The following is a 19,881-nucleotide window of genomic DNA, read 5'->3' on the forward strand; positions in this document are numbered from 1 at the left end:
GGTGCGGCCGGACGGGTCCGTGTCCCGGTCCGCCGCGGGACCGGGACCGGGGCCCGCCGGCTCAGAACCGCTTCTCGCTCCGGCGGCGCAGCCAGAAGCCGCAGCCGGCGAGCACGGCCGCGCCCACCAGGCCGCCGCCGATCGCCATGTCCGCGGGGGTGGCCCCGCTGGAGACGCTGCCGCCGAGTCCGCCGTGGACCCCGCCGAGCACGAAGAACGCGTCCCGCCGGAGCAGGGTGCGCCCGTCGCAGCGCACGGTCAGGTCGTACGGGCCCGGGCTGGCGTTGCGGTCGATGGTGGCGACGCCCCGCGCCATGTCGCCGCCGAACGGGTACAGCGACGTCGTACGGAAGGCGCGGGAGGTCATGACGCCGCTGCGGCAGTTGTTGACGGTGACGGTGAGCCGCTGGCCGGTGGCGATCGACCGGGGCTGGACGTCGATGTCACGCCCGTCGTCACCCCGGCCGCCGAACTCGTCGGAGCGTCCGTCGTTGCCCCGGCCGTGGGAGCCGTTGTTGAAACGCCCGTCGCCGAACCCGCCCACCCCGTATCCCGGGACCACGACCCCCGGGACCGCGAACCCGGGAGCCACTCCGACCCCGCCGATGCCTGGGGCGACCCCGACCCCGCCGACACCGCCGACACCGGGGGCGACGCCGACCCCGCCGACTCCGGTCCCGGGGGCGACGCCCGCCCCACCGACGACCGGGGCCTGGGTGTTGGGCGGGCCGCCTGGGTTGCCCAGGCCGTCGGCGACGGCCACCGGGGCGGCGGCGCCGAGAACGGCGACCACGGTGCACGCGGCCGCCAGCGCACGTGAGTTTCGCATCTCTTCCTCCGCGGAAGGCGCCCCGGGAACGGTCCCCGGTGGATCGGCGAGAAAGCACCTCCCGAATAGACCCTCAGTTGCCCGGAACACGCCCGCATTTCGAGAATGGTCCGTCCTGGTGAGGGGACACGCCGAACGAAAAGCGCACAATCAGATATTGCCGCAGGTCACGGACCGTCAGAAAAAACCTGAGAACGGCAACTCGGATGGCGCACCCGAATACCCGCGGGCCACCCGTTCGCCCGTCGCCCCGTCGCCGCCCGTGCCTCGGGGACTTAGCTTTTTCCCATGCGCGATACGGACCCGAGGGCGGCCGCGTCGAGAGGGGATGGCGAATGTCTGCGTCCGATCTTTCCGAGCTCGCCGAAGAGGAGGAGCGGCGGCGGAAGCGTGCCCCCTGGGGCGTGATAGCGCTCGTTCTGCTGACCGGTCTGGCACTCATTCGCAACGGTTCGGGAGAGTTCGACGTCGGTCCGCCACAGCCGGCCTCGGCCGCCGCCCCGGACAGCCGTATCACGGTTCCGGGTACCTTCGCCACGGCGCCGGCCGCGCTGCCGTTCGCCGCGGCGGACCGGATCCGGATCCCGGCGATCCGGGTCGACGCGCCGGTGATGCCGGTGGGTCTGGACACGGACGGCTGGATCGCGGCGCCGCCGCCGGACGACCCGAACCTGGCCGGATGGTTCACCGGCGGCGTCTCCCCCGGGGAGAAGGGCACCTCCGTCGTCGTGGGCCACGTCGACAACACGAAGGGCCCGGCCGTCTTCTACGGGCTCGGTTCCCTGAAGAAGGGAAACCGGATCGAGGTCGACCGCCAGGACGGCAGGACGGCGGTGTTCGAGATCTACGGAATCGAGGTATTCGCCAAGGCCGGCTTCCCGGGCGACCGGGTCTACGGTTCCAAGGGCACACCGGAGTTGCGGGTCATCACCTGTGGCGGCGGTTTCTCGAAGCAGAACGGCTACGACGGGAACGTCGTGGTCTTCGCCCGCCTGGTCCAGGCCCGCTGAGGCCACCACCGGGCGGGCGCGGGACCGTTCACGTGCGGCGGCGGGGCACGGTCAGGCGGTAGCCGTTGTCCAGCAGATAGGGCAGGTACTCGCGCAGGGCCTGGACACTCTGCGAGCGGTCGCCCCCGGCGTCGTGGGAGAGGACCACGACACCGGGGGCGGCGCCGTTCTCGATGGTGTCGACGATGGTGCGGGTGCCCGGTTCGGTCCAGTCGGTGCTGTCCACGGTCCAGGCCATCGGCTCCATGCCCATCTCGGCGCCGAGTTGGAAGGCGGCGCGGTTCCAGGCGCCGTAGGGGGCGCGGAACCACTGCGGGCGTTCGCCGTAGGTGTCCTCGATGGCGTCGCTGGTGCTCGTCATCTCGTCGCGGATCTCACGGCGGTTCAGGGTGGTCAGCAGCGGATGCGTCCAGGTGTGGTTGCCCACGACATGGCCCGCCTCGGCCATCCGGGCGACCAGTTCCCGGTTCACGACGATGCACTCGCCGCACAGGAAGAACATGGCCCGCACGTCGTACTTGGCGAGGGTGTCCAGGATGTGCGGGGTGTAGTTCGGGTTGGGGCCGTCGTCGAACGTGAGCATCATGCGTCGGCCGCTGCGGGAGATCTCCGTGATGGGCTCCTTGCGGACCTTGAGCTTGCGGGGCGCGGTGCGGGGCGGGCCGTACCCGGTGAGCGGCTGGAGCCGGAAGGCGGAGGACTTGAGTGCCGGGCGGGCCGGTGGTCCGGCGGCCGGGGCGGCGGCCCCGCCGGCCGTCTCCGCGGCGTTGCCCGCCACCACGATGCCCGCGGTGCCCGCGGCTCCCAGAGCGGCGCCGCCGGCGAGCAGCAGCCGGCGCCGGGTGAACAACTGATCCTTCTGCATGACTCATCAGTCGCCCGGCGGGACTCCGGCGCAGCACATCAACACCGGTGCGGCGGTGGGAAAACACCCGCACGGACCAGCAGTAAAAGGTTTCGGTAAGAAATGGCCAAGAAGGTTCAGCGGCGGCGGACCAGCGGGAAGGGCAGCGTCTCGCGGATGGTCAGGCCGGTGAGGAACATGACCAGCCGGTCGACGCCGAGGCCGAGCCCGCCGGTGGGCGGCATCGCGTATTCGAGGGCGTCGAGGAAGTCCTCGTCGAGTTCCATCGCCTCGGGGTCGCCGCCGGCGGCGAGCAGTGACTGGGCGGTGAGCCGGCGGCGCTGTTCGAGCGGGTCGGTCAGTTCGGAGTAGGCGGTGCCCAGTTCGGTGCCGAACGCGACCAGGTCCCAGCGCTCGGCGAGCCGGGGGTCGGTGCGGTGCTGCCGGGTGAGCGGGGAGACGTCGGTGGGGAAGTCCTTGTAGAAGGTGGGCAGCCGGGTGCGCTCCTCCACCAGGCGTTCGTACATCTCGAGGACCACGTCGGCGGGCCCGTCGTCGGCGGTGTACGGCACCCCGGTCCGGTCGCAGTGCCGGTGCAGCCGCAGCAGTTCGGTGCCGGGGCCGATCTCCTCGCCCAGCACCTCGGAGATCGCCCCGTACACGGTACGCACCGGCCAGGTGCCCGAGATGTCGTACTCCTGTCCGTCCCTGCGGGCCACCGGTGCACCGAAGGCGGCGGTCGCCGCGCCCTGGACCAGTTCGCGGGCGAGGTCGAGCATCACGTCGTAGTCGGCGTAGGCCTGGTAGGCCTCCAGCATCGTGAACTCGGGGTTGTGCTTGTGGGAGACGCCCTCGTTGCGGAAGGTCCGGCCGAGTTCGAAGACCTTCTCCAGACCGCCGACGCAGAGCCGTTTGAGGTACAGCTCGGGGGCGATGCGCAGGTGCAGGTCGAGGTCGTAGGCGTGGCTGTGGGTTGTGAAGGGCCGGGCGTTGGCGCCACCGTGGATCTGCTGGAGGATCGGGGTCTCGACCTCCAGGTAGCCCCGGTCCAGGAGTCCCTGGCGCAGCGCCTGTACGAGGGTGGAGCGGGTGCGGACGACGGCGCGGGCGGCGGGGCTGGTGGCGAGGTCGAGGTAGCGGCGGCGGACCCTGGCCTCGGGGTCGGCGAGCCCGCGGTGCTTGTCGGGCAGCGGGCGCAGGCACTTGGCGGTGAGCTGCCAGTCGGTGGCGAAGAGGGTCGGTTCGCCCCGGTCGCTGACGCCCATGCGGCCGGTGACGGTGATCTGGTCGCCGATGTCGGTGTCGGCGGTGAACCGGTCGAGGGCGGGGCCCGACCCGTCGCGGGTCAGGGCCAGTTGGCGATCGCCCGACCAGTCGCGCAGCGTCACGAAGACGATGCCGCCGAAGTCGCGGACCAGCATGACCCGACCGGCGACGGTGGCCGTCTCCCCCTCGCGCACCTCGGCGAGGGCGCGGGGCGGTGGGCCGGCGGCCACCGGGAAGGGGTCGGCGCCCGCCGCCCGCAGCCGGTCCAGCTTGCGGCGCCGGACCCGGAACTGGTCCGGCAGGCCGGCATCCGGTGCGCCGGGCCCGGTTCCGTCCCCTCCGTCGACACCGGACACCGGCGCGGACCGCGGTGCCTCGACGGGACGCGGTCCGCTCTGCGGGTGCCCCTTTCCCCAGAGTTTGCGCAGGGACGGTACGGAGACGAACCCTTCGGCGATCCCGGAGGCGAGGCCGATCCGGGCCAGGGAGCCGGCGTCGCCGTAGCAGAGGAAGCGCGGGTACCACTCGGGGCGGTACTTGGCGTTGGAGCGGTACAGGGCCTCCAACTGCCACCAGCGGGAGAAGAACAGCAGCAGCCCGCGCCACAGCCGCAGCACCGGCCCGGCGCCGATGCGGGCGCCCTCCTCGAAGACCGAGCGGAAGACGGCGAAGTTCAGCGAGATGCGGCGCACGCCCAGTTTGGGGGCGGCCTCGCACAGGTCGGCGACCATGAACTCCATGACGCCGTTGGGTGCGGTGCGGTCACGGCGCATCAGGTCCAGGGAGACGCCGTCGACGCCCCAGGGCACGAAGGAGAGCAGGGCGAGCAGCCGGCCGTCCTCGGACACGGCCTCGACGAGCAGGCAGTCGCCGTCGGCGGGGTCGCCGAGCCGGTCCAGGGCCATCGAGAAACCGCGCTCGGTCTCGGTGTCGCGCCAGGCGTCGGCCTTGTCGACGACCTCCTCCATCTCCGTCTCGGTGAGGGTGGCGTGGCGGTGGATGCGGCAGGTCGCACCGGTGCGCCGGACGCGGTTGACGGCCTGCCGGGTGACCCGCATCTCGCGGCCGCCCAGGTCGAAGCCGGCGACGTGCAGGATCGCCTCGTCGCCGAGTTGCAGGGCACCGAGCCCGGCGCGTACGTAGGCCTTGGCGCCGTCCTCGGAGGCGCCCATCACGGCGGGCACCCAGGCGTGCCGCCGGGCCACGTCCAGCCAGGCTGCGACGGCGTGCGGCCAGGCCTCCGGATCGCCGACGGGGTCGCCGCTGGCCAGGCAGACCCCGGCCTCCACCCGGTAGGTGACGGCGGCCTTGCCGCTGGGCGAGAAGACCACGGCCTTGTCGCGCCGGGTGGCGAAGTAGCCCAGGGAGTCGCGGTCGCCGTAGGCCTTGAGGAGGGCGCGGATACGGGCCTCCTCGTCGCCGTGCAGGGCTGCTTCCAGGCGCTGCGAACGGAACAGGGTGGCGGCGGCGTTGAGCAGGGCGAGGGCGCCGAAGAGGCCGAGCAGGAACGCGACGAAGCGGGGCGGCCGGCCGCCGTAGCTGCCGCCGGAGACGAGGCCGCCGCAGACCCGGTCGGCGGCCCAGGCGAGGTGCTGGCCGTGCGGGAGCGAGCCGGGGAAGAGCGAGACCAGGCCCCAGCCGGCCAGGATCGCCACGAGCAGGCCGATCAGCAGGACGGCGAGGGCGCGGCGGACGGCGGCTCTGCGGGAGGCGGCGTAGAACTCCCGGCGGGCCACGATCAGCAGGGCCAGGGCGAGTCCGCAGACCACCAGTGAGCTGAACGGGTACCAGCCGAAGCCGAAGGCGACGGTCAGCACGTCGGCCAGCACCAGGAGGCCGAGGTAGATCACCACCAGCCACCAGGCGACCTTCTTGCGGGCGGCGGTGGCGCCGCCGAGCAGGAACAGGAAGACGGCGTAGGCCAGGTTGGGGCTGACGGGCACCACGACGGTGTCGACGAAGTGCACGACCGGGTGGAGCAGCACGCGCAGCGGGGCGATGAACGAGAGCAGGGCGCACAGCAGGGCGAGGGCGCCGAAGAACGTCCCGAAGGCCTCGGGCACCCAGGTCAGCCGCCCGCCGCGCGGCGGGCGTATCGGCCCCGCCGGCTCTCTGCCCGTGGCGGGCTGCACGGCGGCACTCATGTCTCCGACTGTAGGAAGCCCTCGCCCGGCCCGCCCGTCGAGCGGGTGCGGGCCGAACGTCGGCCCGCCCAGAACCCCACCGGACCTGCGTATTCCGATAGCCTCGGATCGTGGCGGAACAACACCAGTTCGAGCGGGGCACGGACGGCCCCAAGGTCATCGTGGTCGGTATGGACGGCTCGGACTCCTCGTGGCGCGCGACCTCCTACGCCGCGGGTCTGGCCCGGCGGCAGCACGCGCTGCTGGCCATCGTGTACGTCCAGCCGGTCCTGGCGGCAGGCGCGGCGCTCGGGGCGCCGGTGGCGGAGACCACCGACGAGATCGCGGAGGACCTGGTCGCGCAGATCCGGGAGGCGGCCGACCGGCTCAGGGGGATATTCGAGGTGCGCTGGGAGTTCCACACCTTCCGGGGCGACGCCTACAGCGGCATGGTGAAGGCGGCCGACGAGCTGAAGGCCGACGCGGTCGTGGTGGGCGCCTCCGAGCAGGCCGGCCACCGGTTCATCGGCTCGGTCGCGATCCGTCTGGTGAAGGCGGGACAGTGGCCCGTGACGGTCGTGCCGTAGCGGGCTCCCGCAGGAGCAGCAGCGGGGTCGCCAGGAGCAGGATCCCGGCGAGCGCGATCGCCGTACGCGGGCCGGTGAGGCTCGCCAGCAGGCCCCACAGGGCGGTCATGGCGGCCGTGGTGGCCTTGCCGGTGACCGACCACGCGGACAGGGTGCGGGCGACCCGGCCGTCCGGGGTGTGCTCCAGGCGGCGGGTGGCGTAGACCGGGCTGTAGACGGCCGAGCAGGTGATCACCCCGAGCTCCAGGACCATCACCAGCAGCAGTCCGGGCAGCCCCGGCCCGACGAAGGCCAGTCCGAGGGGCCAGACGGCCCGCAGGGCGCTCGCGGCGCGCAGCACCCGCCACTGCCCGTAGCGGGCGACCAGCGGCCGGGCGGCGCGGGCGCCGAGGAGACCGCCCAGGCAGGGCACGGCGAAGGCGAGGCCGTACTGCCAGGGGGTGAAGCCGAGCCGGCCGAGCATGAGGACCGCCAGCGGGGGCGCGGCGACCATGATCAGGGCGTTGCCGGCGAGGCTGTTGAAGAAGAGGGGCCGCAGGGCGGGGCTGGCGAGGATGTGCCGCCAGCCGTCGAGCAGGTCCGCGGCGCGCAGCCGTTGTACGTCCCGCGGTGCGGGGCGGGGCTCGCCGTCGCCGACGGCCCGGATGCCGAGTGCGGACAGCAGGAAGCTGACCGCGTTCGCCGCGACGGTCGTCACCGGTCCGAACAGGCCGATCGCGGCGCCGCCGAGGGGCGGGCCGAGGACCAGCGCGGTCCAGTTGGTGGACTCGAACCGGGCGTTCGCGGTGAGCAGCCGGTCCGCCGGGACGAGGGACTTCAGGAAGGCACCGGAGGCCGCGTTGAAGGTGATGTCGGCGGCCGCGACGACCACCGAGACCAGCAGCAGCTGACCGAGGCCGAGGACGCCGAGCGCGTAGCCGACGGGGACGGTGAGCAGGGCCGCGAACCTGATCAGGTCCATCGCCGTCATCACCGGCCGCTTGCGCCGGAACTCCACCCACGGCCCCAGCGGCACCGCGGCCACCGCGCCCACGGCGGGCCCGGCCGCGGCGAGCAGCGCCACCTCGGCAGGCCCCGCGTGCAGCGCGATGACGGCGATCACCGAGAACGCGTCGAAGGCGAGCCAGGTGCCGAGCGCACTCACCGAGTACGCGGCCCACAGCCACCCGAACCGCCGCCCCATGCACAACCTCCCGTTGACCCGGGACATGAAAACGCGCAGGTGGCCGTCGGATCAAACAACCGCCGGGCCCCGCGCCACAACCATCGGTTGTACGGTGAGGAGGTGGATCTCACCGCCGTGCGCACCTTCGTCGCCGTGGCCGACTCCGGGCAGTTCCAGGAGGCCGCGGCGGTGCTGGGGGTCACCCAGCAGGCCGTGTCCAAGCGGATCGCGGCGCTGGAGAAGGAGCTGGGGGTGCGGCTGTTCACTCGGACCCCGCGGGGCGCCGAGCCGACCGCCGACGGCCGGGCCTTCCTGCCGCCCGCCCGCGAGCTGCTGCTGGCCGAGGAGCGGGCGGCCGCCTCGGTACGGCGGGGCCGGCGCCCCCTGCGGGTCGACGTGGTCGGTGCCCGGCTCGCCCCGGCGGCGCTGCTGCGCGGCTTCCACGAGGCGCGCCCGGACCTCGCCCTGGGCGTCGTCACCCTCTTCGACGTGGAGTCGGCGCTGACCGCCCTGCGCTCCGGTGCGGTCGACGCGTCCTTCCGGGCGGTCGCCATGCCGGGGCGGCCGCTGCCGAGGGGCATCGAGGCGGTCCGGGTCCACGACGAGCCGCTCCAGCTGCTCACCGGGCCGGCGCACGCCCTGGCCGGCCGGGCCTCGGTCACGCCCGCGGAGCTGGCCGGGCACCGGATCTGGATCCCGGGGATCGTGGAGGGCACCGAGTGGGCCGCTTACTACGCCTCCCTCGCCGCCGAGTTCGGACTCCTCATCGACTCCTCCGGCGCCAACTTCTCCGGGGCGTTGCAGGACGCCCTCGCGGCCTCCGGCGCCGTGGCCACCCTGGTCACCGGGGAGACCAGGCTGACCTGGCCGGACGGTCACGACCTGCGCCGGATCCCGCTGCTCGACCCGACGCCCCTCTACCCCCACTCGCTGCTCTGGGCCACCGCCAACCCGCACCCGGCGCTCATCGCCCTGCGCACCCGTCTCACCGAGGCCCGCCCGCCGCGCACCGCCGCCCGGACCTGGACGCCGGGCTGGGCCGAGACCGTGCGTGGCGTCTTCCGTCCTTGACGCCCCCTGGGCCATCATGATCGGCCGTCAGCCGTTCGCGATCCGCGAAGAGGTGAGGCACATGGCCAAGCTCCGCATGGGTGAAGGAATTCTCCGTCGCAAACCCATCGGACACATCGAGGAGACCGAGGTCACCGAGGGCGCCGGGCTCGACAGATCGCTCGGGCTGGTGCAGCTCACCGCGATCGGCGTGGGCGGCATCATCGGCGCGGGGATCTTCACCCTCGCCGGCACGGTCGCCAACGAGACGGCCGGGCCGGCCGTCCTGGTCTCGTTCCTCATCGCCGGGCTGGCGAGCGCCTGCGCCGCGCTGTCGTACGCCGAGTTCGCCGGGCTGATCCCGAAGGCGGGGTCGGCGTACACGTACGGCTACGCGGTGCTCGGCGAGTTCGCGGGCTGGTTCATCGGCTGGGACCTGCTCCTGGAGTACACGGCGATCGTGGCGGTGGTCGCGATCGGCATCTCGGGGTACTTCAGCTTCCTGGTCGAGGAGATGGGCGCGGACCTGCCGCACTGGATGCTCGGCGCGCCCGGCACCGGGGACGGCCACCGGGTCGACCTGTTCGCCGCCCTGCTCTGTCTCCTCATCGCCTACCTGCTCAACCTCGGCATCCGCAGCGCGGCCCGGTTCGAGACGTTCGTGGTGGTGCTCAAGGTGCTGGTGGTGCTACTGGTGATCGCGGTCGGCGTGTTCCACCTCAGCGCGTCCAACTACCACCCCTTCTTCCCGTTCGGCATCAGCGGCGCGTTCACCGGTGCGGCGACCGTGTTCTTCGCGGTCTTCGGGTACGACGCGATGTCGACGGCGGCCGAGGAGTCGAAGGACGCGCAGCGGCACATGCCGAAGGCGATCATCTACTCGCTGGCGATCTCGATGGTGCTGTACGTGGCGGCCTGCCTGGTCCTGACGGGCATGCAGAACTACCAGGACATCGACCCGGAGAGCGGCTTCTCGACGGCGTTCAAGTCGGTGGGGCTGAGCGGTCTGGCGGACGTGATCGCAGTGGGCGCGATCATCGGCATCCTGACGGTCATGTTCACGTTCATGCTGGGCGTGACCCGTGTCTGGTTCTCCATGTCGCGGGACGGTCTACTGCCCGGCTGGTTCGCGAAGACGCACCCGACGCGGCACGTGCCGACCCGGGTGACCTGGATCGTCGGGGTGGCCTCGGCCCTGCTCGCCGGGTTCGTCCCGATCGGCGAGGCGGCCGAACTCACCAACATCGGCATCCTGCTGGCGTTCGTGGTGGTGTGCACGGCGGTCATCGTGCTGCGCTACCGGCAGCCGGAGCTGCCGCGCACCTTCCGCACCCCGTGGATGCCGTTCGTGCCGGCGCTGGGTGTCGTCTTCTCGATCTGGCTGATCACGTTCCTGAAGTGGGAGACCTGGGTCCGGTTCGCGGTCTGGTTCGTGATCGGGTGCGTGATCTACTTCGGCTACTCGTACAAGAGGTCGCGGCTGGCCGCCGGACCGGCGGACCTACCCGGTCACAGCCCTGGCTCCCGGTGAAGGCGTTGATCAGGTTGTGGGGTGTGCCGGCACCCGGCATGTCGTGCAGATCGGGGCCCTCGGCATCGGCGGCGGCACTGCGCACGAACATGGCCTGCTCGTAATCGGCGAGTGCGGTCTCGATGTCGTCGGGGTGCGCGGCGATGGCCTTGCCCAGTTCGGCGCCGTCGTACATGGCCAGGTTGGCGCCTTCGCCGTTGGGGGCCGTCAGATGTGCGGCGTCGCCGAGCAGGGTCACCCCGGGCGTCCGGTCCCACCGGTGCTCGACGGGCAGGGTGTATATGTGGCGCAGGACCGGCGGGGTCTCGCCGTCGGTGACCAGAGCGGTGAGTTCCGATGCCCAGCCGCTGAATTCCCGGACGATCCGTGCGGTGGCCGTGGCGGGATCGGTGAAGTCGATACCGGCGAACCAGTCCTGCGGCCTGGCGAGCATCACCCAGGTGTGAAGGTTCCCGCCGCGCTCCCGGTGAGCGAAGATCCCCTTGCCCGGTTCGAGCACCATCATCGCTCCGCCGCCGACGGTTTTCGCGCTGGTCGGGTGCCGGGTGTCGCCTTCGAACAGGTGGGTCTCGACGAAGGAGAAGCCGGTGTACTCGGGGACCGCGCCGGAGAGCAGTGATCGGACCCGGGACCAGGCGCCGTCCGCGCCGACCAGCAGGCTCGTGGTGACGGTGGTGCCGTTGGCGAAGGCCACCTCGTGCCGGCCGTCGCCGGCGGCACGGATGCTGCCGGCCTTGTGACCCCACCGGACGGTGCCGTCCGGGAGCGAGTCGAGCAGCATCTGCCGCAGTTCGCCACGCTGCACTTCGGGGTTGCCACCCGTACCGTCGTCGGGCACGTCGAGCAGAACCTTTCCGTCCCGGTCCAGGAGCCGCATCGCCTGACGTCCCTCCAGGACGAGCCCGCGGAACTCCTCGGTCAGCCCCGCGGTCTCCAGCGCCGGCTGGCCGTTGCAGTCGCGGATGTCGAGCAGCCCCCCTGCGTGCGCGCCGTCGCGGAAGTCTCTCCCTCGTAGACCGTGGACGAAATCCCGTGGACGTACAGCACACGGGCGAGCGTGAGACCGCCGAGTCCCGCGCCGATGATCGTGACGTGACTGCTCATGGTGATTCCTCACATGCTCACGCCTGCCGGAGGAACGCCGGCAGGATCTCGGCAAAACGTTCCAGCCCCCACCGACAAAGCGCCGACACCTCGGCTGCACCCGTTCCGGGCGACCGACAGCGCACCGACAGGCGCACCGACACACCGCGAACGGAAGCGCCCTGTTCGGCTCCGTGCCCGATGCATCGGCGGCCGACGAAAAGCCGAGCCGCCACACCCTCAGCCGTCGGATCCGACGCCACCGCACGTCCGCCCGCCGATACGGCCGACCCGGTGAACCTTCCCGGTCGGAGCGCTAGAGGCCGCGCAGGAAGCCGAGCAGGAGGGCGTTGAACTCGTCGGGCTTCTCCAGGTTCGGGTAGTGGCCGACCCCCTCGACGACCTCGGCCCGGCCGTCCGGGACCTCCCGGGCCAGGCGCTCGGCGGCGGCCAGCAGGTCGGCGGGTTCCAGGCCGCCGTTGACCGTGAGCACCGGGACGTCGATCTTCGGCACCCGTGACCAGGAGTCCGTCACACGCACCAGCCGGTCGGGCTCGTCGGGCGTGTGCTTGGAGATCGTGTGCAGGGCCAGTTCGCGCAGCCGGCGCGGGATCTCCGGGTCGACGGCGTCCAGGGTGCGGTGCTCGCCCGCCACGACCCTCACGAAGGCGTCGAGCCAGCCCTCGATGTCACCGGCGCCCAGGGTGCGGGCGTACTCGGCCTGGAGTCGCGTGTGCCAGGGGTCGGTGTACCGGAAGTCGCCCGTCACCGCCCCGCAGGTGACCACCGCGCGGACCAGCTCGGGGTGTTCCAGCACGGTGTCGGTGGCGATCACGCCGCCCATGGAGACGCCGACGACGACGGCCGGGCCGGCGTCGAGGTGGCGCAGGAGTGCGGCGAGGTCGTCGGCCCAGCGGAACGGCTCGCTCGCGTTGGCCGAGAAGCCGTGGCCGCGCACGTCCGGGACGATCACCCGGTACCCGGCGGCGAGCGCCGGGACCTGCCGGTACCAGAAGCGGTGGTCGACGTACCCGGCGTGGAGCAGGACCACCGGGTCGCCGGAGCCGGTGTCGAGGTAGGCGAGGTCGCCGTCGGGGGACGGGAAGAAGCGGATGTCCGCGGGAGCATCATTCATGACAACCAAGGTGTCATTCTGGAGAGATTTTGACAACCTGGTTGTCATGACGAGTTTGACACCTCGGTTGCCATGGCGGCGCGGTGCATCATGGCCGGGTGAACGACATCGACAAGCCGCTCGCCCCGGACGAGCTGGGCGAGCGCATCACCGAGGTGTTCGATCTGATCGGCCCGCTCTACCGGCGCGCCTTCCGCAAGGTCGAGCAGGGCGAGCAGATCGAGGGAGCCTCGGTCGGGGTGCGCTCGGTGCTGGACCTGCTGCGCCGGTACGAGCCCATGACGGTGCCCCAGATGGGCCGGATCATGGCGCTGAGCCGGCAGTTCGTGCAGCGCACGGTGAACGACGCGGTGGCGCGCGGCTGGGCCGAGGTGACCCCCAACCCGGCACACCAGCGTTCCTCCCTGATCCGGCTCACGGACGAGGGCCGGGCCACCATCACCGCGATTCTCGCCCGCGAGCACGCCCTGAACCGGCAGGTCGGCGGCGATCTGACCGCCGCCGAGCTGACGGCGTGCGTGCGGGTGCTGAAGCAGCTGCTGGTGACCTTCGACCACGTCGACGTCGGGTGACCGGGGCGTGGGGTGCGCGGCGCGCGGCCCGAGCGCCGCTACTCCCCCATGATCAGCCCGTCCTTGGCGGCGCCGCGGCTGAGCACGACGTCCCGGATGGCGTCCCGGGCGGCGGTGAAGTCGGCGCCCTGGTCGATGGCCGCGTTGAGGTCCACCACCCGGCCGGCGTCGACGTCGTACAGCTGTGGGATGAACTCGGCCTTGGCGACCTCCCAGCGGCCGCCCGGGGCGGTGGGCGGGTTGAAGGTGAAGCGGGCGAGGGTGGACTGGTTGCCGCGCGGATCCTGCCGGCCCTGGCTGTTGTAGATGTCGCCGGCCAGCTGGTCGCCGAGGCCGTAGACCACCCAGGTGCCGTTGACCTTCTCGTAGGCCTGCGGGATGTGCGCGTGGGTGCCGAGGATCAGGTCGATGTCGGGGCGGCCGCCGGTGCGGGCCTCGGTGAGCCGCTTGGCGAGGGTGAGCTGCTGCTGGTCGGGGGCGTCCGTACCCTCGGCACCCCAGTGCACGGAGACCACGACCACGTCGGCGCCCGCCTGCCGGGCGGCGCGGGCGTCGGCGAGGATGCGGTTCTCGTCGAGCAGGCCGACCGCCCAGGGCCGGTCCGGTGGCAGCGCGTTGCCGTTGACGTCGTAGGTGTAGGAGAGCTGGGCGACCTTGGCGCGGCCCGCGTTCATCAGGCTGAGGGTGCCGGCCTCGGCCTGGGTGCGGGCGGTGCCGGCGTGCCTGACGCCCGCCCGGTCCAGGGCGTCGAGGGTGCGCTGGATGCCCGCCGCGCCGTCGTCCAGAGCGCGGTCGGAGGCGGTGGAGCAGCCGTCGTAGCCGGTGGCGGCGAGCGCCTCCGCGAGCTGCGGCGGGGAGGTGAGCCCGGGCCGGTCGCCGTCGGTGCCGGTGACGGTCGCCAGGTGACAGAGCGCCAGGTCGGCACGGGAGACGACGGGTGCGACCCCGGCCAGCATCGGGCGGAAGTCGTAGCCGTTGCCGCCCGCGTCGAAGTTCGCGTGGTCGTACGCGGAGTTCAGCGGCATGACGTCACCGGAGGCGACGAGGGTGAAGCCGGTGGCGGGCACGGCCGGTGCCGGTTGCGGGGGCGGGGCGGCGCCCTCCTGCCGCACGTGGTTCTGGCATGCGGCCGCGGCGGCGAGCAGGGCGGTCAGGGCCAGGGCTGCCTGGCGTCTGCGATTGATCATCAGGAGTACCCCAGAGTCGCAAGCCTTGTCCGATTTACAGATCAATGGGTACGAAGGTTTAGGCGGCCGCAAACAACTCAGGCGCCCCGATTGACCCATCCGGGTCGGGTACGGGGGGTGCGGGACCGTTCGTCGCACCGTTCACCGACGCGATCGACCGTCCGTCGCACCATCCCGGCACGCCCCCTGTCCCCCGGCCGGGCCCTGCGATGCCATACGGCCATGACGGCCGGAACCACCCTTCCCCACGGGACGACGACCGCCGAGCACGAGCTCGTCGCGCTCCAGCGCGCGCACGGCCGACCGCTCTTCGCGCTGCTGCTCCGGCTCAGCGACGGGGACCGGCAGCGGGCCGAGGACCTCGTCCAGGAGACCCTCGTACGCGCCTGGCAGCACCCCGAGGCGCTGCGCGCGGACGCCTTCGACTCCGTGCTGCCCTGGCTGCTGACGGTCGGTCGGCGGCTCGCCATCGACGCGCGCCGGGCCCGGCAGGCGCGGCCCGCCGAGGTGCACGACGCGGTGCTGGAGAACGCCCGGGCCGCCGGCGACCACGCCGAACGCGCCGCCGCGACGCTCGACGTCCGGGAGGCTGTGAAGACTCTCACCCCCGAGCACCGTGAAGTCCTGGTGCTGGTGTATTTCCAGGGGGCGAGTGTGGCGGAAGCCGCCGAGATCCTCGGGATCCCACCCGGTACCGTGAAGTCGCGGGCGTACTACGCGCTGCGCGCCCTGCGTCGGGTTCTGCCCGGTTATGCACCCGACCTGCACTGAAACCGTAAGCCAGGTCAAACCTCGGTAAAGCGCCTTGCTGAGGACCGTGTTTGAGCAATCAGCTGTCTTCATCCGTGTTCCGCACCGGGAGAGGGACGGACCCGGGGTCGGGGCCACGCGCGCACCGGAGGAAGGCAGGACGGGATGCTGCACAGAGGTCAAGAGAGCACGGGCGGGGCCGGAAGCGGGGAACTCGCGGTCCCGATGGCCTGGTTGTACGCCGAGTACATCGCCGACGAGCTGCTGCGCACCGGCGATCTCATGCCACCGACGTCCTTCGAGTTCCGGGCCGGCCGCGACGCGCTGGCGCTGACCATCTTCCTCTCCGACACGGACGGCGAACTGTCGGGCATCCGGGTCGTGTCCCAGTTGGAGAACTGGCTTTCGCTCACGGCGTACGACCAGCCGTGGCGGGACTGGGTCAGCGAACGTATGGCTGTGGTGACGGCGGAGACGGCCGAGTCGGGCGGGCCGTCACCGGACCTGGATCTGGCCACCGCCGCCTGGCGCTGGCTGGAGGAGACCGAGCTGCTGGCGCCCGACCTGGACGCGGTGCCGGGCGGCGGTTCGGTGTTCGGCGAGGACGACGGACCCAAGGTGTGGACCCCCGCCTGGCGGCTCGGTCTGCCCCTCGGACACCTCGCCATCCATCTTTTTTGATTCAGGACCAATCCGCGGGCCCGGCCGCTCCGAATCCGTTGATTACGATTCTGTACGTGGCTTGAGTGAAACGGCTGCCGACTGCGTACGGGTGGGAGCAAGGAACAACGCGTAACCCCCACCCGCACCCATCGGCACGAGGATTCGGCATGAGGTCCCTGGAAAGGCATCGCGACGTCGGCGCGTACGCGCTCGGCGTGCTGGACGAGGCGGAGGCCTTCCGCTTCGAGGACCATCTCATGGAGTGCCCGAGCTGCACGGCACACGTGACCGAGTTCGGCCCCGCGGCACGGCAGTTGATGCTGTACCGCCGGGCCACGCCGCGCTTCGTGCACCCCATGGCCCAGCCCGGGCCCCGGCTGCTGGACCGGCTGCTCGCCGAGGTCGCCACCCGGCACCGGGCCAAGCGCCGCAAGCTGCTGTACGGCCTGGCCGCCTCGGTGGTGTTCGCGGTCGCGGGCCCCGGCATCGCGGCCTACGTCGGCCACGAGGCCGCGCCGGCCGTGCACGTCACCGCGGCCACCGACGCGCACTCCGGCATCTGGGCGCAGGTGAAGTCGGAGGACACGGAGTCGGGCAGCACGATCGAGCTGCAGGTGAAGGACCCGGACGGGCCGCGCTCCTGCCGGCTGGTCGCCGTCGGCGACGACGGCTCCGAGCAGATCGTCACCACCTGGGCGGAGCGCGACCACGACGGCCGGGTGAGCACCATGGCGGGCGGCTCCTCGATGCACCCCGACGAGATCGACCGCTACGAGGTGCGCAACGCGGACGGGCAGCGCCTGGTGACCCTGGACCCCAAGTGAGCGCCGGCTACCTGAGCAGCCGGGACATGCGGCGGTCCGCGAGCGGCTTGCCGCCGGTCTGGCAGGTCGGGCAGTACTGCAGCGAGGAGTCGCTGAAGGAGACCTCGCGGATGGTGTCACCGCAGACCGGGCAGGGCTCGCCGGTCCGGCCGTGGACGCGCAGACCGCTCTTCTTCTCTGATTTGAGCCGCCCCGCCGCCAGGCCGTGGGAGCGCTCCACCGCCTCCGTGAGCGTGGTGCGCAGCGCCTCGTGGAGCCGGTGCATCTCCTCCGCCGTCAGGGACGCGGCCAGCTTGAACGGGGACATCCGCGCCGCGTGCAGGATCTCGTCGCTGTAGGCGTTGCCCACCCCGGCGATCAGGCTCTGGTCGCGCAGGGCGCCCTTGAGCTGCCGTCGCTCGTCCTTGAGCAGGGCGGCCAGCCGGGCTTCGTCGAAGTCGTCGGCGAGCGGGTCGGGGCCGAGCCGGGCGATTCCGGGGACGTCCTGCGGGTCGCGGACGACGTACACGGCGAGCTTCTTCTGGGTACCGGCCTCGGTGAGGTCGAAGCCCGCACCCGTCTCCAGGGCCGCCCGCAGCGCCAGCGGGCCCTTCCCGGGGCGGGGCAGCCCGTCCGGCAGCCGGTCCTTCCACTGCAGCCAGCCCGCGCGGGCCAGGTGGGTCACGAACCGCAGTCCGCGGTCGCCCTCGATGTCCAGGAACTTGCCGTGCCGGTGCACGGCGACGACCTCGCTGCCCTCGAAGGCGCCGACCGGAGGGTCGTACGTCTTCAGGACACTGATGGCGACCGGCAGCACGCGTACGACCTGGCGGCCGACCAGGTTCTCGGTCAGGAAGTCCCTGAGCGCTTCGACCTCGGGCAGTTCGGGCATGCGTCCAGGGTGCCATCCGCTGCGCGTGCGGTCCGCCGAAGTGCCCCAGGGGCCGTCGTTCTGCGGCTGCGGCGCGCTGGGGGCCGGTCGCGCAGTTCCCCCCAGCCTTCGGCCGGGGGTACCCCCAGCGCCCCTTACGGGGCGCGCCCGTCGGGTTTCACCGGCATGCGGAACTCGCACCAGACCGCCTTGCCGCCGCCGCGTGCCTCCACGCCCCAGGCGTCGGTGATCTGCTCGACGAGCAGCAACCCGCGTCCGGAGACGCCGTCCTCGCCCGCCTCGCGGCGGCGCGGCAGGGCGCTGGAGGAGTCCTCGACCTCGACGCGCAGCCGGCGGTCGGTGCCGACGAGGACCCTGAGGGTGACGATCGCGGAGCCCTCGGTGTGCATCAGCGCGTTGGTGATCAGTTCGTCCGCCACCAGCTCGATCTCGTCCGCGCGGTCCCCGGCCCCCCAGGCCCGGACGGCGGCGCGGACCATGTGCCGGGCCAGGGCCAGCGCCTCGGGGTCGCCGGAGGCCACGTGCTGCTGGAGGCGGCCGACGGGCTGCGCGGTGTCGGAGCCGCGGCGGCGCAGCAGGAGCAGGGCCACGTCGTCGTCACCCCCCTGCTCGTCGGCCATCTCGATCAGCAGGTCGGCGAGGTCGCGCACGCCGTCCGGCCCCTTGGCGACCCGCTCGGCCAGTGCCCGCATGCCGTCCCCGAGGTCCTTGCCGGGCTGTTCGACGAGCCCGTCGGTGCACAGCAGCAGTGTCTCGCCGGGGTCCAGCTCCAGGGTGGACACCGGGTACTCCAGGCTGTGGAACTCGGCGGACAGGCCGAGCGGCAGCCCGCCCTCGACGGGCACCCGGTGGCAGCCGCCGTCGGCGGTGCGGACCAGCGGGTCGATGTGCCCGGCGCGGACCACCTGGACGACGCCGGTGGCCAGGTCGGCCTCGGCGTACAGGCAGGTGGCGAAGCGGTCGGTGTCGAGCTCGTCCAGGAAGACGGAGGCACGGGCCATCACGGTGGCCGGGGCGTGTCCCTCGGCGGCGTAGGCGCGCAGCACGATGCGCAGCTGGCCCATGACGGCCGCCGCGTGCGTGTCGTGGCCCTGGACGTCGCCGATGACCGCGCCGACCCGGCCGCCGGGCAGCGGGATGAGGTCGTACCAGTCGCCGCCGATGTCCCGGCCCAGGGAGCCGCCGGCGGCCGCGGAGCGGTAGCGGACGGCGACGTCCGCGCCGGGCACGCTGGGGATGGTGCGCGGCAGCATGGCCTGCTGGAGGCCCTGGGCGAGGTCCTTCTCCTGCTCGAAGAGCATGGCCCGCTGGAGGCTCTGCGCGATGCTGCTGCCGAGGGCGACCAGGACGGCGCGCTCCTCCGTCGAGAAGCCGAGCCGGTCGTTGTAGAGCAGGCCCATGGCGCCGATCGGGCGGCCCTGGGCGATCAGCGGCAGGTAGGCGGCCGAGGTGATGTTCAGGTCGGTGATGTGCGGCCACAGTATCGGGTAGCCCTCGGCGAACTCCTCCGGTGACTCGATGAAGCACGGGCTGAGGGTCCGCACCACCTCGCCCATCGGGTACGGCTCGTCTATCCGGGTGATCCGGGTGCCGGGCACGAAGCTGCCGGCCGGTCCCTCGGCGACCAGCCGGATCCGGCCGGCCTCGACCAGGCCCATCACCAGACTGGCGGCGCCCAGGTTGGGGATGCCGTGGGTGTCCTTGAGGACGTCGATGACCTCCTGGACGCTGCTGGCGTGCGCGAGCGCGGCGGTGACCGCCTGGACGACGCCGGTCTGCCGGCGCAGTGCCTGTCCCTGGGCGTCCCGGAGATTGCGGGCCTCGCTGTCCTCCAGTTCCCGGGTGGCGTCCCGGACGATCCCGACGACCCGGCGCGGGCGGCCCGTCTCGTCGCGCCGGATGTAGCCCTGGGTGTGGGTCCAGCGCGGGGTGCCGTCGCGGCGGCGGATGCGGAAGTAGGTCCCGTAGTTCTCGCTGCCGTCCTTGATGGCCTGGGACACCACCGCGTCGAGCCTGCTGGACTCGGCCGGGGGCACCCGGAGGGCGAGCGACTCGGGGCGGCCGTCGTACTCCTCGGGGGTCAGGTCGAACACCTCGTACGCCTGGGTGTCCATGTGGAACAGGCCGGCGTCGAGATCCCAGTCGAAGGTGCCCATGTGGTTGAGCGCCAGGATCGGGTGGTCCAGATGGGCGGGCCAGTCGTCCGGGAGTGACGGAGCGCTCGCTCCCCGGTCAGCCATGGGGCCACCATGCCAGGGGAACCCCCTGCGGGCAATTCCTCCCTTATTGTCTGTTTCACTCGGCCGGGTTACGCAAGCGGGGATGCGCGGTACACAGGGTGACAGGCCCCTGCCGGTCCCGGGGGCGCACACTGGAGAGAGGCAGGAGCGC

16 protein-coding genes and 1 pseudogene are annotated in these 19,881 nt (G+C 72.2%); 8 read left to right on the forward strand and 9 right to left on the reverse strand.

All coding sequences use genetic code 11. The features are described from left to right. Positions 1 to 61: 61 nt before the first annotated feature. Positions 62 to 829, reverse strand: coding sequence for a hypothetical protein (locus AB0472_RS13820; RefSeq protein WP_366356269.1), 768 nt, complete (start codon positions 827 to 829; stop codon positions 62 to 64). A gap of 335 nt (positions 830 to 1,164) precedes the next feature. Between AB0472_RS13820 and AB0472_RS13825 the strand changes: the two genes are divergently transcribed. Next, positions 1,165 to 1,839, forward strand: a complete 675-nt coding sequence (locus tag AB0472_RS13825; protein ID WP_366356271.1) for a class F sortase — start codon at positions 1,165 to 1,167, stop codon at positions 1,837 to 1,839. A gap of 28 nt (positions 1,840 to 1,867) precedes the next feature. Here the strand turns inward: AB0472_RS13825 and AB0472_RS13830 are convergent, their stop codons facing one another. Both AB0472_RS13830 and lysX read right to left on the reverse strand, forming a co-directional pair. Further along, positions 1,868 to 2,704 (reverse strand): polysaccharide deacetylase family protein, encoded by an 837-nt coding sequence (locus AB0472_RS13830; protein WP_366356273.1) that lies wholly within the window; start codon positions 2,702 to 2,704, stop codon positions 1,868 to 1,870. A 116-nt stretch (positions 2,705 to 2,820) separates the two neighbouring features. Continuing rightward, positions 2,821 to 6,093, reverse strand: coding sequence for a bifunctional lysylphosphatidylglycerol synthetase/lysine--tRNA ligase LysX (gene lysX / locus AB0472_RS13835; RefSeq protein WP_366356275.1), 3,273 nt, complete (start codon positions 6,091 to 6,093; stop codon positions 2,821 to 2,823). 110 nt (positions 6,094 to 6,203) lie between these two features. Here lysX and AB0472_RS13840 point away from each other — a divergent pair, with 110 nt between their 5' ends. Further along, positions 6,204 to 6,659, forward strand: coding sequence for a universal stress protein (locus AB0472_RS13840; protein ID WP_366356277.1), 456 nt, complete (start codon positions 6,204 to 6,206; stop codon positions 6,657 to 6,659). On the opposite strand, the gene AB0472_RS13845 is transcribed toward AB0472_RS13840, so the two are convergent. Further along, positions 6,595 to 7,842 carry an MFS transporter gene (locus tag AB0472_RS13845; protein ID WP_366356279.1) on the reverse strand — a complete coding sequence of 416 codons (1,248 nt, stop codon included), beginning with the start codon at positions 7,840 to 7,842 and terminating at the stop codon, positions 6,595 to 6,597. The two genes, AB0472_RS13840 and AB0472_RS13845, sit on opposite strands and share 65 nt — an antisense overlap. Before the next feature lie 102 nt (positions 7,843 to 7,944). On the opposite strand from AB0472_RS13845, the gene AB0472_RS13850 reads away from it, so the two are divergent. Both AB0472_RS13850 and AB0472_RS13855 read left to right on the forward strand, forming a co-directional pair. Further along, positions 7,945 to 8,895 carry a LysR family transcriptional regulator gene (locus AB0472_RS13850; RefSeq protein WP_366356281.1) on the forward strand — a complete coding sequence of 317 codons (951 nt, stop codon included), beginning with the start codon at positions 7,945 to 7,947 and terminating at the stop codon, positions 8,893 to 8,895. Between the two features lie 61 nt (positions 8,896 to 8,956). Continuing rightward, positions 8,957 to 10,405: an amino acid permease gene (locus tag AB0472_RS13855; RefSeq protein WP_366356283.1), complete on the forward strand. Its 1,449-nt coding sequence runs from the start codon at positions 8,957 to 8,959 to the stop codon at positions 10,403 to 10,405. Here the strand turns inward: AB0472_RS13855 and AB0472_RS13860 are convergent. Together AB0472_RS13860 and AB0472_RS13865 are read right to left on the reverse strand one after the other, a co-directional pair. Continuing rightward, positions 10,395 to 11,509: pseudogene (locus AB0472_RS13860) on the reverse strand (NAD(P)/FAD-dependent oxidoreductase); the annotation flags it as partial. The gene AB0472_RS13855 and the pseudogene AB0472_RS13860 overlap by 11 nt on opposite strands. Positions 11,510 to 11,804: 295 nt before the next feature. Then, entirely contained in the window at positions 11,805 to 12,623 is an 819-nt protein-coding gene (locus AB0472_RS13865) for an alpha/beta hydrolase (RefSeq protein ID WP_366356285.1), read from the reverse strand. A 98-nt stretch (positions 12,624 to 12,721) separates the two neighbouring features. Here AB0472_RS13865 and AB0472_RS13870 point away from each other — a divergent pair, with 98 nt between their 5' ends. After that, entirely contained in the window at positions 12,722 to 13,195 is a 474-nt protein-coding gene (locus AB0472_RS13870) for a MarR family transcriptional regulator (RefSeq protein WP_366356287.1), read from the forward strand. A 38-nt stretch (positions 13,196 to 13,233) separates the two neighbouring features. Here AB0472_RS13870 and AB0472_RS13875 read toward each other — a convergent pair whose 3' ends face one another. Then, on the reverse strand, positions 13,234 to 14,382 hold the full coding sequence (locus tag AB0472_RS13875) for a CapA family protein (protein ID WP_366356289.1): 1,149 nt from the start codon (positions 14,380 to 14,382) through the stop codon (positions 13,234 to 13,236). 222 nt (positions 14,383 to 14,604) lie between these two features. Between AB0472_RS13875 and AB0472_RS13880 the strand changes: the two genes are divergently transcribed. The 3 genes from AB0472_RS13880 to AB0472_RS13890 all read left to right on the forward strand — a co-directional run bounded on the left by AB0472_RS13880 (position 14,605) and on the right by AB0472_RS13890 (position 16,619). Further along, complete coding sequence (locus AB0472_RS13880; protein ID WP_366356291.1) at positions 14,605 to 15,153, forward strand: sigma-70 family RNA polymerase sigma factor; 549 nt, start codon at positions 14,605 to 14,607, stop codon at positions 15,151 to 15,153. 144 nt (positions 15,154 to 15,297) lie between these two features. Next, a complete protein-coding gene (locus tag AB0472_RS13885) occupies positions 15,298 to 15,813 on the forward strand; it encodes a hypothetical protein (RefSeq protein WP_366356293.1) in 516 nt (171 codons plus the stop codon). Positions 15,814 to 15,962: 149 nt separating this feature from the next. Continuing rightward, positions 15,963 to 16,619 (forward strand): zf-HC2 domain-containing protein, encoded by a 657-nt coding sequence (locus AB0472_RS13890; protein ID WP_366356295.1) that lies wholly within the window; start codon positions 15,963 to 15,965, stop codon positions 16,617 to 16,619. A gap of 7 nt (positions 16,620 to 16,626) precedes the next feature. On the opposite strand, the gene AB0472_RS13895 is transcribed toward AB0472_RS13890, so the two are convergent. Both AB0472_RS13895 and AB0472_RS13900 read right to left on the reverse strand, forming a co-directional pair. After that, the gene (locus AB0472_RS13895) at positions 16,627 to 17,490 is read right to left on the reverse strand and encodes a DNA-formamidopyrimidine glycosylase family protein (protein WP_366356297.1); all 864 of its coding nucleotides are present in this window, start codon (positions 17,488 to 17,490) and stop codon (positions 16,627 to 16,629) included. A gap of 134 nt (positions 17,491 to 17,624) precedes the next feature. Beyond that, positions 17,625 to 19,730, reverse strand: a complete 2,106-nt coding sequence (locus AB0472_RS13900; RefSeq protein ID WP_366356299.1) for a SpoIIE family protein phosphatase — start codon at positions 19,728 to 19,730, stop codon at positions 17,625 to 17,627. Between the last annotated feature and the right edge of the window lie 151 nt (positions 19,731 to 19,881).

This window comes from Streptomyces sp. NPDC086777, assembly GCF_040702065.1.
Classification (GTDB): Bacteria; Actinomycetota; Actinomycetes; order Streptomycetales; family Streptomycetaceae; genus Streptomyces.